This window comes from Stenotrophomonas sp. CFBP 13718 (assembly GCF_014842145.1).
GTDB lineage: Bacteria > Pseudomonadota > Gammaproteobacteria > Xanthomonadales > Xanthomonadaceae > Stenotrophomonas.
The window spans coordinates 41,579-52,998 of sequence record NZ_JACYVC010000014.1 but is presented as its reverse complement, the minus strand read 5'-3'; the positions used below and the strand labels follow the sequence as shown (position 1 = coordinate 52,998).

The window sequence follows — 11,420 nt, the reverse complement described above, 5'->3', positions numbered from 1 at the left end:
CGCATGACGCGGCGCTACCCTGCCGTGGGCTGGACGGCCGGTTCGCCATCCTCGGCACCGGGTGAGCGCACTTCCTGCTCCGGTGCCGGCGCGACACGCCGCTTTGGCGTATCGGCACTTTCCTCCAGCTGCGCACGCAGGCGCGGCAACGCCTGTGGATGTTCACGCGCGAGGAAGTCCAGCATCCGCTCGCGCACCAGGCAACGCAGGTCGAACGCATCGCCCGAGTTGCGCGCACTGACCAGCAGGCGGACCTGCAGCGTGTGTTCGGTGGTCTCGGTGACCTGGGTCACGCAGACACGGCCGTCCCACAGCGGGGCGTCCTTGCAGATGCGCTCCAGCTCGGCGCGGATGGCAGGAATCGGAGCACGGTAGTCCAGCCACAGGAACGCGGTGCCCAACAGGTCCGCACTGCGCCGGGTCCAGTTCTGGAATGGGTTTTCGATGAACCATGTCAGCGGCACGACCATCCGGCGTTCGTCCCAGATGCGCACCACCACGTAGCTGCTGCCGATCTCTTCAATGCGCCCCCACTCACCTTCCACGATCACCACGTCATCCAGCCGGATCGGCTGTGTCACGGCGATCTGCAAGCCGGCGATCAGGTTGCCGAACACCGGCTTGGCGGCGATACCGGCCACCAGGCCGATCAGGCCGGCCGAGGCCAGCAGGGCGGAGCCGATCTTGGCCACCATGTCGAACTGCAGCAGCACCAGCGATATCCCCAATACGATGATCCCGCCCATCAGCACGCGGCTGAGGACACGGGTCTGGGTCTGCACGCGGCGCGCTTCCAGATTGTCGGCCACTTCGATGGGATGGTTGCGCAGGATCGCCTTCTCGCCGGCGGCGACGGCTCGTACCAGCAGCCAGATGAAGCAGGCGGTCAACCCGATGTGCACCAGCCGTTGCGCCTGGTCCAACCAGCGGTCATGCAGCGGCGTTGCCTGCAGCGCAGGCACCAGCAGGAGCAGCGGGAACGCCAGTGCAAGCGGCGGGCCGAGCATGCGCCCGATGCGCGCGCGCCGCCGGTCGCGACCTTCCAGTCGCCGATACAGCGCGAGGATCACCCAGGCGCCGAGCGCCCCCACTGCCAGCGCGATGCCCAACGGCACCACGTACGCCTGCGCTTGTTCCCACCTCGACACTGCTGCACCTCCACGACCACGCGAAAGGACCAGCGTGTCGCAGAAGCCATGAGCGTCATGTCAGGCGTTCGTAAAAAAGGGGTCAGATCCCGCTCGCTGTGCACGCGCGATCCAACCCCCTCAGCAGCGATCGGATCAGCCGTTCTGCTTGCGCACGATCGCCATGGCGATTTCCAGCGACTGTTCGTAGTTGAGTCGCGGATCCACGCTGGAGCGGTAGGCACGTTCCAGATCGCGCTCGGTGAGCTCACGCGCGCCACCGGTGCATTCGGTCACGTCTTCGCCGGTCATCTCCAGGTGCACGCCACCCAGGCGCGTCCCCGCGGCCGCGTGCAGATCGAACGACAACTCGACTTCACCGCGTATGTTGTCGAAGCGGCGCGTCTTGTAGCCGTTGCCCGTGCTCTCCGTATTGCCATGCATCGCATCGCACACCCACAGCACCCGGCGACCGTCGCGCTTCACCGCATCCAGCAGCGGCGGCAGCTTGTCGGCGATCTGCGCCGCGCCCATGCGATGGATGAAGCTCAGCCGGCCGGGTTCGTCGTCTGGATTCAGCACATCGATCAAGCGCAGCAGCTGGTCCGGCTGCACCGATGGCCCCACCTTGATCGCGATCGGATTGCGCACGCCGCGCAGATACTCCACGTGCGCGCCATCGAGTGCTGCGGTGCGCATGCCGATCCACGGATAGTGCGTGCTCAGGTTCAACCAGCCCTGCTGACGCGGCACCTGGCGTGTCAGTCCCTGCTCATACGGCAGCAGCAAGGCCTCGTGCGACGTATAGAAATCCACCCGCTTGAGGTTGTGCACGCGCGCGCCGGAGATGGTCTCCATGAAGCCGATGGCATCCTCTATGGACGTCACCATCTTCTGGTACTCCACCGCCAGCGGCGAATGCCGCACCCACTCGAGGTTCCAGTACTCCGGGTGATGCAGATCGGCGAATCCGCCGTCGATCAGCGCCCGAACGAAGTTCATCGTCATCGCCGAATGCGCGTGCGCCTGCAACATCCGCTTGGGATCCGGCAGGCGTGCCGCTTCGGTGAAGGCCGGCGCATTGATCACATCGCCGCGGTAGCTGGGCAGCGTGACCCCATCGCGTGTCTCGGTGTCTGCCGAACGCGGCTTCGCGTACTGCCCGGCGAAGCGTCCGACGCGGATCACCGGCTTGCGCATGCCATGCACCAGCACCAGGCTCATCTGCAGCAGCACCTTGAGCCGGTTGGAGATCATCCCGGACTCACAGTCGCTGAAGTTCTCTGCGCAGTCGCCGCCCTGCAGCAGGAAGCGCTTTCCCTCCTGCGCATCCGCCAACTGCTGCTTCAGTGACAGGATTTCCCACGAGGTGACCAACGGCGGCAGCCGCTTCAACTCGTGCAACGCCGCGTCCAAGGCAACCGGATCCGGATAGGTCGGCAACTGGAGGGCAGGCTTTGCCCGCCAGCTCTCCGGCGACCAGTCAGCGGGCGACAATGAATCAACGGACGACATGGCGGACTCCAGGACCTTCAGGGGCGCGCCGAGCCATGCCCGGCGCATCAAGTACAACGTTCAACATCAGCGAATACGGCGCACGGACACCCACAACGCCCAGCCCGCCAGCAACACGAACCACACCAGCGACCACATCGGCATGCTCAGGCCCAGGAAGGCCCAGTCGATGTCGCCGCAGTTGCCGGTACCGGTCAGCACGGTGCGGAACACTTCGAACGGCCCCATGGTTTCACTGAGGAAGCTGAGTGGCGGACCGCAGGTCGATCCGAACTCCGGCGGGATCATCTGCACATACACGTGGCGCGCGGCGATGCCCACGCCCACGGCTGCCGCGATGAAGGCCAATACGCCGTAGGTGATGCGCCCCGGTCGATTGGAGGGACCGTGCAGCGCACCGATCAGGAACACAAGGCCCAGCGCGGCGAACGCCAGTCGCTGGAAAATGCACAGCGGGCATGGCTCGAGGCCCATCTTCAACTGCAGGTAGATCGCGAAGCCAAGCAGCCCCGCGCAGATCAGGAACCCCAGCAGGAACTGGGCGCGGAACGGCCAACGGAACGGGTTCATCAGCAGGACTCAGTGCAGGCAGATGCAAAGCGTAACCCATGCGACGGCGCACGCGATGCCCTACGCACGGGCGCTGTAACGCAGAAGCCCGGCACAAGGCCGGGCTTCTGACGGTGCTGCAGGGAACGGTCCGATTACTCGGCCACTTCCTCGGCAACAGCGGCCGGACGGTCGACCAGCTCGACGTAGGCCATCGGTGCATTGTCGCCAGCGCGGAAGCCGCACTTCAGCAGACGCAGGTAACCACCCGGACGCGACGCGTAACGCGGGCCCAGGATGGTGAACAGGTTGCCGACCGCTTCGTTGTCACGCAGGCGGGCGAACGCCAGACGACGGTTGGCGACGGAGTCGACCTTGGCCAGGGTGATCAGCGGCTCGGCGACGCGGCGCAGTTCCTTGGCCTTCGGCAGGGTGGTCTTGATCAGCTCGTGCTTGAACAGCGACGCGGCCATGTTCTTGAACATTGCTTCGCGGTGAGCGCTGGTACGGCTGAACTTACGACCGGATTTCTGATGACGCATGGTGATGATTCCTTTGCAAGATTGAGACTTTGGGGATCGTTGTCGCCATCCTGGCGCTGTATTCGGACTGCGGATGGTCCTGGCCACCCCTCCTGGTCGGCCTGTCCGCGGACTGATCGTCCGTCGGTTGTTGTAGAGCCGAGCTTGATCGACTGCAGTGGATGCAATCGCGCAAGCTCGGCTCTACGGTGCGAAGGCCCCACCGTTACCGGTGAGGCCTTTGCGGTACTGCAGGGGGCTTATCAGCCCAGCATGCCGTGGCTGGCGACGCCGGCCGGCGGCCAGTTCTCCAGCTTCATGCCAAGCGACAGGCCACGCTGGGCCAGCACTTCCTTGATCTCGGTGAGCGACTTCTTGCCCAGGTTCGGGGTCTTCAGCAGCTCCACTTCGGTCTTCTGGATCAGATCGCCGATGTAATAGATGCTTTCCGCCTTGAGGCAGTTGGCCGAACGCACGGTCAGTTCCAGGTCGTCGATCGGGCGCAGCAGCACCGGATCCACGCCGTTGTTGGCCGGCTTGGCCGCACCGCGGTCGCGGTGGGTGAAGTCACCGAACACCGACAGCTGGTCGCTGAGGATGTCGGCGGCGGTGCGCACGGCTTCCTCGGCGTCGATGGTGCCGTTGGTCTCGATATCGATGACCAGCTTGTCCAGATCGGTACGCTGCTCGACACGTGCCGCTTCCACGGCATAGGCGACACGGCGGACCGGCGAGAACGAGGCATCCAGGACCAGACGGCCGATGGCACGGGTTTCTTCGTCCGGACGACGACGCGCGGCAGCCGGCTGATAGCCGAAACCACGCTCGATCTTCAGACGCATGTTGATTGCCGTATCCTTGGTCAGGTTGCAGATCACGTGGTCGCCGTTGAGGACCTCCACGTTATGATCAACCTTGATATCGGCAGCCGTGACGACGCCCGGACCCTGCTTGGACAGGGACAGGGTGGCGTTGTCGCCGGAATGCATACGGATAGCCACATCCTTCAGGTTGAGCAGGACTTCAAGCACGTCTTCCTGCAGACCTTCGACCGTGGTGTACTCATGCAACACGCCGTCGATTTCGACTTCCGTGATCGCGAAGCCCGGGATGGACGACAACAGGACGCGACGCAGGGCATTGCCCAGCGTATGCCCATAACCACGCTCCAAGGGTTCGATAACGACCTTGGCGCGTGTGTCGGTAAGGCGTTCGATCTGCGGGCCACGAGGACGCAGAACCTGGTTGGCGGTAACCGTCATGTTGCGGGTTCTCCTAGTGAACCCCCGGCCGTCGCCGGGGGCTCTCCAATGTGAATTACTTCGAATACAGCTCGACGATCAGCGCTTCATTGATGTCTGCAGGCAGGTCCGAACGATCCGGAACCGCCTTGAAGACGCCGGCGAACTTGCCGGAATCCACTTCAATCCACGACGGACGCATGTCGTGCGTGGCCGAAACGGTCAGGGCTTCCTGAACGCGCAGCTGCTTGGCAGCCTTTTCGGACAGCGCAACCGCGTCGCCAGCCTTGATCTGGTACGAAGCCAGGTTGACCGACTTGCCGTTCACGGTGACACCGCGGTGCGAGACCAGCTGACGAGCAGCCGGACGGGTCACAGCGAAGCCCATGCGATAGACGACGTTGTCCAGACGGGTTTCCAACAACTGCAGCAGGTTCTCGCCGGTGTTGCCCTTCTTGGTCGAGGCCTTCTTGTAGTAGTTGCGGAACTGACGCTCCAGCAGACCGTAGATACGCTTGACCTTCTGCTTTTCACGCAGCTGGGTAGCGTAGTCGGACAGCTTGCCCTTACGGGCGGTAGCGCCGTGCTGGCCGGGCTTCTGCTCCAGCTTGCACTTGGAGTCCAGCGCGCGCGCCGGGCTCTTGAGGGAGAGGTCGGCGCCTTCGCGACGGGCGAGCTTACAGGTAGGACCGATATAACGAGCCATTTCTTATCGCTCCCTTAGACGCGACGCTTCTTCGGCGGACGGCACCCGTTGTGCGGGATTGGCGTCACGTCGATGATGTTGGTGATCTTGTAACCGACGTTGTTCAGCGAACGAACGGCGGACTCACGACCCGGACCCGGGCCCTTGATGCGGACTTCCAGCGACTTCACGCCGTAGTCGAGCGCAGCACGGCCGGCCTTTTCGGCGGCGACCTGGGCAGCGAACGGGGTCGACTTGCGCGAACCGCGGAAGCCGGCGCCACCGGAGGTCGCCCACGACAGGGCATTACCCTGACGGTCGGTGATGGTCACGATGGTGTTGTTGAAAGAAGCGTGGACGTGGGCGACGCCATCAGTGATGACGCGCTTGATCTTCTTCTTGGTCTTAGCAGCGGGCTTAGCCATTTTTGTCCCTTACTTCCTGATCGCCTTGCGCGGACCCTTGCGGGTGCGGGCGTTGGTACGGGTACGCTGGCCACGCAGCGGAAGACCGCGACGGTGACGCAGACCGCGATAGCAGCCCAGATCCATCAGACGCTTGATCGCGATACCGATTTCACGGCGCAGATCGCCTTCCACGATGAACTTGCCGACTTCGGCGCGGAGGCGCTCGATTTCCGGCTCGGACAGATCGCGGATCTTGGTGGTCGAAGTAACGCCTGCGGAGTCGCAGACCTTCTTCGAACGGGTACGGCCGATGCCGTAAATGCTTTGCAACCCGACCCAGACGTGCTTCTGGGCTGGCAGGTTGACGCCTGCAATACGCGCCATGACGCGGTTCTCCAGCTGAGTGATGGCCGACAGCGCACCATGAAGGCGCGCCAATCCGGCAGGATAGATCAATAAAGTGAACTAGCGAATCTTACAAGGTTCCGGTGTACTGGAAGTTTCTGAGACCGTGAGGTTTCAAAAACCCGGCCCGGGGAGTGTGCCCAGGCTCCGGCGCCGGATCAGGTTGGTCGCGGCGCCATATCCGAAGACATGCCGCCGTGGCCGCCCGCGCTACTCCTGCGCAGGACCACCAGATCTCACCCCCACCCGGAACCGCTGCGGGGGCCGCCCTTCTTTGGATAGCCGAGTCCGCGAAGCGGAGGACCATCACATCAGGAAGACGATAGTGTAACAGGCAGATCAGCCGCGTGCAAAACCGCCGCGATTGCCACCCTTCAGGTTTGCCTTCTTCAACAGGCTTTCGTACTGGTGCGACATCAGGTGCGCCTGAACCTGGGCGATGAAGTCCATCACCACCACCACCACGATCAGCAGCGAGGTGCCGCCGAAGTAGAACGACGCGTTCAACTGGGTGCGCATCAGTTCCGGCAGCAGGCAGACGATCACCAGATAGGCCGAACCCGCCGCGGTCAACCGCGTCAGCACGCCATCGATGTAGTCAGCGGTCGCCTTGCCCGGACGGATGCCCGGAATCAGCGCGCCCGACTTCTTCAGGTTGTCCGCGGTTTCCTGCGAGTTGAACACCAGCGCGGTATAGAAGAACGCGAAACCGGTGATCAGCCCTGCGAACACGATCATGTGCAGCGGCTCACCCGGCCCGAGGGCATTGGCGATCTTCTGCAGCCACTGACCGGTAGCGCTCTGGTTGGCCGCCTGGCCGGACCACATCGCCAGCGTCGCCGGGAAGGCCAACAGGCTGGAGGCGAAGATCGCGGGGATCACGCCGGCCATGTTGAGCTTCAGCGGCAGGAACGAGGTCTGGTTCATGTACGCGTTGCGGCCACCCTGGCGACGTGCGTAGTTCACCGTGATGCGGCGCTGGCCGCGTTCGACGAACACCACGAAGAAGGTGAAGGCCAGCACCACCAGCGCGATCAGCAGCAGCTGGATGAACTGGATGTTGCCGTCGCGGTACGCATCGAACGTATGGATGATCGCGCCCGGCAGACCGGCGACGATGCCGGCGAAGATGATCAGCGACACACCGTTGCCGATGCCGCGCTCGGTCACCTGCTCACCGACCCACATCAGGAAGATGGTGCCTGCGGTCAATGCGATCACGGCAGTGAGCACGAAGCCCATGCCCGGCGCATACACCACGGCCGTGCCACCCGGCGATACCTGGTTCTGCAGTGCCAGCGCGATGCTGCCGCCCTGCACCACCGCCAACAACACGGCGCCGATGCGGGAATACTGGGTGATCTTGCGGCGTCCAGACTCACCTTCCTTCTGCAGCGCCTTCAGCGCCGGGAAGATGTGGACCGCCAGCTGCATCACGATCGATGCCGAGATGTACGGCATGACGTTCAGCGCGAAGATCGAAAAACGGTGCAGGGCGCCGCCCGAGAACATGTTGAACATGTCCACGATGCCGCCGCCCTGCTGTTCCATCATGGCAAGCATGGCATCGGGGTTCACGCCCGGAACCGGCACATAGCACCCGATCCGATAGACGATCAACGCCCCGACGACAAACAGCAGACGCTGGCGAAGTTCAGTGAACTTGCCCATTCCACCTGCGAGGTTACCGATGCCAGCTTGCGCCATGATGCTATTACTCCGTTACGCTGCCGCCGGCAGCTTCGATCGCAGCCTTGGCACCAGCCGTGGCAGCGATGCCCTTCAGGGTGTACGCCTTGGTCAGCTCGCCCTTGACGACGATCTTGGCCTTCTTCGCGATGCTCGGGACCAGCTTGGCTTCACGCAGGATGGCGAAAGTGATTTCGCCAGCCGGCAGCTTGTCCAGCTGATACAGCAGCACTTCAGCGGTGTCCTTGGCGATCGGCGAGTTGAAGCCGATCTTCGGCAGACGACGCTGCATGGGGGTCTGGCCGCCTTCGAAGCCAGCCTTGATCTTGCCGCCACCCTTACGGGCGAACGAACCCTTGTGGCCGCGGCCGCAGGTCTTGCCCAGGCCGGAGCCGATACCACGACCGACGCGGGTACGCGGGGTACGCGCGCCCGGTGCCGGGTTCAGTTCATTCAGATGCATGGTCATTGGATTATTCCTCAACCTTGACGAGGTAGTGAACCTTGTTGATCAGGCCGCGAACCTGCGGGCTGTCCTTCAGTTCACGCACATCGTTGAGCTTGCTCAGACCCAGGGCACGCACCGACAGGCGGTGACGGGACTGGGCACCACGAAGGCCGCGCACCAGGCGCACCTTGACAGTCTTGCTGGTCGAATCAGCCATGATTCAGATCCTCTACCTTCTTGCCGCGCTTGGCCGCGATGCGAGCCGGCGACTGCACAGCAGCCAGGCCCTTCACGGTGGCACGCACCAGGTTGATCGGGTTGCGCGAACCAACAGCCTTGGCCAGCACGTTCTTCACGCCAACGGCTTCCAACACGGCGCGCATTGCACCACCGGCAATGACGCCGGTACCTTCAGACGCGGGCTGCATGAAAACGCGTGCTGCACCGTGACCGTCCTTGATGGTGTGCCACAAGGTGCCGTTGTTCAGATCAACGCTGACCTGGTTCTTGCGAGCCTGCTCCATCGACTTCTGGATGGCGACCGGCACTTCGCGTGCCTTGCCATAGCCGAAACCGACCTTGCCTTCGCCATCGCCGACCACGGTCAGTGCGGTGAAGGTGAACTGACGACCGCCCTTGACGGTCTTGCTGACGCGGTTGACCGCGACCAGCTTCTCGATCATGCCATCGTCGACTTTTTCTTCGCGGTTACGGTCGCGATCGCGACCCCGCTGCGGACGTTCTTCTGCCATCTTGATTCCTTGGTTGTTTAGGTATGTACGGCTCGAGGCCGCTTATGGTTGTGGAGTGGTGCGTTGTTCCGGTACGCCGTTGCATAAGAACGGAACCGTCCGGCCACCCTCTGGCCGGCGAGCAGGCGGAAAGGAGCCCATGGGCTCCCTTCCTTATCCCTTAGAACTGCAGGCCAGCTTCGCGAGCAGCGTCAGCCAGGGCCTTGATGCGGCCATGGTAACGGTAGCCCGAACGATCGAAGGCAACCTTCTCGATGCCGGCGGCCTTGGCGCGCTCTGCAACGATACGGCCGACCTTGGCAGCAGCTTCGGCGTTCTTGCCGCTCTTCAGGCCTTCCTTGACGTCGGCCTGGGTGGTGTTGGCAGCAGCCAGCACCGTGGAGCCGTCGGCGGTGAAGACCTGTGCGTACAGATGCTGACCGGTGCGCAGCACCGACAGACGGGCGACGCCGAGCACACGGATGTGGGCACGGGTCGACTTGGCGCGGCGCAGGCGGGCGATGTTCTTGTTCATGATTTTTTGTCCTGGAAAGCTGAAGGTTGGGCTTTTCCCCGGGGAGTCCGCACACGGAGGTGCGGGCTCCTGCAAGGAACTCGCGCTTACGCCTTCTTGGCTTCCTTGCGAATGATGACTTCGTCGGAGTACTTCACGCCCTTGCCCTTGTACGGTTCCGGCTTGCGGTACGCACGGATCTTGGCGGCAACTTCACCGACGATCTGCTTGTCAGCACCCTGCACCAGAATTTCGGTCTGCGTCGGGGTGGTGATGGTGATGCCTTCCGGCGCCACATACAGGATCGGATGCGAGTAACCGAGCGCCAGGCTCAGGTCCTTGCCCTGCATGGAAGCACGGTAACCGACGCCGACCAGCTCAAGCTTGCGCTCGAAGCCATCGGTGACGCCCTTGACCATATTGGCCAGGATCGCGCGGACGGTACCGGTCAGCGGCACGAGGGCTGCGTCTTCGGTGCTCAGGGTGGCAACGCCGTTCTCGACATTGATGGCAATGCCAGCCGGCTTGGCCAGCGACAGGGTGCCCTTCGGGCCCTTGGCGGTGACACTGTCGGACTGGACGTTCAACTCAACCTTACCCAGGTCGATCGGCTTCTTGGCTACACGGGACATGGTCTACTCCTTTCGCCTTAGGCCACGAAGCACAGGACTTCGCCGCCGACGCCCAACTGGCGCGCCTGCGCATCAGTCATGATGCCCTTGGAGGTGGAAATGATGGAAATACCCAGGCCGTTCATGACCTTCGGCAGCTCGCTCTTGCCACGGTACTGACGCAGACCCGAACGCGAGAAACGCTTCAGGGTCGCGATGACCGGCTTGCCTTCGAAATACTTCAGCACGATTTCGAGCTCGGACTTGTTGTTCTCGAGCGCGGTAACGCGCAGGTCGGTGATGTAACCCTCGTCCTTCAGGACCTGGGCGATCGCAACCTTGATCTTGGACGACGGTGCTTTCACCGTCTGCTTGCCAACCGCTGCCGCATTCTTGATGCGGACCAGCAGGTCGGCGATGGGATCAGTCATGCTCATATGAGTACCTTTGAGTGCACCGATATCCGCTTTCGCGAATTCTGTTTTTGTAGTCCTGGGATGGGCCAGGCCCCCTCCCCCGCAACCAGCGCAAGGCAAGACGCGGGATTATACGCCAAAAGAGCCCGACTTGCGTCGGGCTCTCTGGTTTTTTCTGCAGACGGGCGAACCCGCCTCGGCTGGACCTGCCCTCCCCGTTCAGGGAGGGCAGTCGCAGGACCGGCTGATTACCAGCTGGCCTTGCGCAGGCCCGGCACGTCGCCACGCATGGTGGCTTCGCGGAGCTTGTTACGGCCCAGGCCGAACTTGCTGTACACGCCACGCGGGCGTCCAGACAGTTCGCAACGGTTGCGATGGCGGCTCGGCGACGAATCGCGCGGCAGCTTCGACAACTTGGTGGAGGCTTCGATCTTCTCTTCGTAAGACGCGGTCGGCGAGGACACGATCTTCTTCAGAGCAGCGCGCTTGTCAGCGAACTTCTCAGCCAGCTTCTTCCGCTTGATGTCGCGGTTGACCATGGAGGTCTTTGCCATTTTCGGA

General features: G+C 63.0%; 16 protein-coding genes. All 16 read right to left on the bottom strand.

What is annotated here, in order from left to right:
- Positions 1–14: 14 nt before the first annotated feature.
- Positions 15–1,148: a mechanosensitive ion channel domain-containing protein gene (locus IFT58_RS17355; protein WP_192080878.1), complete on the bottom strand. Its 1,134-nt coding sequence runs from the start codon at positions 1,146–1,148 to the stop codon at positions 15–17.
- A 135-nt stretch (positions 1,149–1,283) separates the two neighbouring features.
- Positions 1,284–2,642, bottom strand: a complete 1,359-nt coding sequence (locus IFT58_RS17350; RefSeq protein WP_192096300.1) for a 3-deoxy-7-phosphoheptulonate synthase class II — start codon at positions 2,640–2,642, stop codon at positions 1,284–1,286.
- A gap of 66 nt (positions 2,643–2,708) precedes the next feature.
- Positions 2,709–3,212: a disulfide bond formation protein B gene (locus IFT58_RS17345; RefSeq protein ID WP_188324938.1), complete on the bottom strand. Its 504-nt coding sequence runs from the start codon at positions 3,210–3,212 to the stop codon at positions 2,709–2,711.
- Positions 3,213–3,346: 134 nt separating this feature from the next.
- The gene (gene rplQ / locus IFT58_RS17340) at positions 3,347–3,733 is read right to left on the bottom strand and encodes a 50S ribosomal protein L17 (protein WP_042614208.1); all 387 of its coding nucleotides are present in this window, start codon (positions 3,731–3,733) and stop codon (positions 3,347–3,349) included.
- Between the two features lie 242 nt (positions 3,734–3,975).
- Complete coding sequence (gene rpoA / locus IFT58_RS17335) at positions 3,976–4,974, bottom strand: DNA-directed RNA polymerase subunit alpha (protein ID WP_188324939.1); 999 nt, start codon at positions 4,972–4,974, stop codon at positions 3,976–3,978.
- A 55-nt stretch (positions 4,975–5,029) separates the two neighbouring features.
- Entirely contained in the window at positions 5,030–5,659 is a 630-nt protein-coding gene (gene rpsD, locus IFT58_RS17330; protein ID WP_042614210.1) for a 30S ribosomal protein S4, read from the bottom strand.
- Positions 5,660–5,673: 14 nt separating this feature from the next.
- Positions 5,674–6,063, bottom strand: coding sequence for a 30S ribosomal protein S11 (gene rpsK, locus IFT58_RS17325; protein ID WP_042614211.1), 390 nt, complete (start codon positions 6,061–6,063; stop codon positions 5,674–5,676).
- A gap of 9 nt (positions 6,064–6,072) precedes the next feature.
- The gene (gene rpsM / locus IFT58_RS17320) at positions 6,073–6,429 is read right to left on the bottom strand and encodes a 30S ribosomal protein S13 (protein ID WP_188324940.1); all 357 of its coding nucleotides are present in this window, start codon (positions 6,427–6,429) and stop codon (positions 6,073–6,075) included.
- A gap of 360 nt (positions 6,430–6,789) precedes the next feature.
- Positions 6,790–8,157 (bottom strand): preprotein translocase subunit SecY, encoded by a 1,368-nt coding sequence (gene secY, locus IFT58_RS17315; RefSeq protein ID WP_188324941.1) that lies wholly within the window; start codon positions 8,155–8,157, stop codon positions 6,790–6,792.
- A gap of 7 nt (positions 8,158–8,164) precedes the next feature.
- Entirely contained in the window at positions 8,165–8,608 is a 444-nt protein-coding gene (gene rplO, locus IFT58_RS17310; protein WP_188324942.1) for a 50S ribosomal protein L15, read from the bottom strand.
- Between the two features lie 4 nt (positions 8,609–8,612).
- Positions 8,613–8,804 carry a 50S ribosomal protein L30 gene (gene rpmD, locus IFT58_RS17305; RefSeq protein WP_188324943.1) on the bottom strand — a complete coding sequence of 64 codons (192 nt, stop codon included), beginning with the start codon at positions 8,802–8,804 and terminating at the stop codon, positions 8,613–8,615.
- Positions 8,797–9,339, bottom strand: a complete 543-nt coding sequence (rpsE, locus tag IFT58_RS17300; RefSeq protein WP_188324944.1) for a 30S ribosomal protein S5 — start codon at positions 9,337–9,339, stop codon at positions 8,797–8,799. Before rpsE ends, rpmD begins: the two co-directional genes overlap by 8 nt.
- Positions 9,340–9,499: 160 nt before the next feature.
- Complete coding sequence (rplR, locus tag IFT58_RS17295; protein ID WP_188324945.1) at positions 9,500–9,853, bottom strand: 50S ribosomal protein L18; 354 nt, start codon at positions 9,851–9,853, stop codon at positions 9,500–9,502.
- An 86-nt stretch (positions 9,854–9,939) separates the two neighbouring features.
- Positions 9,940–10,464: a 50S ribosomal protein L6 gene (rplF, locus tag IFT58_RS17290; protein WP_188324946.1), complete on the bottom strand. Its 525-nt coding sequence runs from the start codon at positions 10,462–10,464 to the stop codon at positions 9,940–9,942.
- Between the two features lie 17 nt (positions 10,465–10,481).
- Complete coding sequence (gene rpsH, locus IFT58_RS17285; RefSeq protein ID WP_004145387.1) at positions 10,482–10,880, bottom strand: 30S ribosomal protein S8; 399 nt, start codon at positions 10,878–10,880, stop codon at positions 10,482–10,484.
- Between the two features lie 227 nt (positions 10,881–11,107).
- Positions 11,108–11,413 carry a 30S ribosomal protein S14 gene (rpsN, locus tag IFT58_RS17280; protein ID WP_188324947.1) on the bottom strand — a complete coding sequence of 102 codons (306 nt, stop codon included), beginning with the start codon at positions 11,411–11,413 and terminating at the stop codon, positions 11,108–11,110.
- Positions 11,414–11,420: the final 7 nt, after the last annotated feature.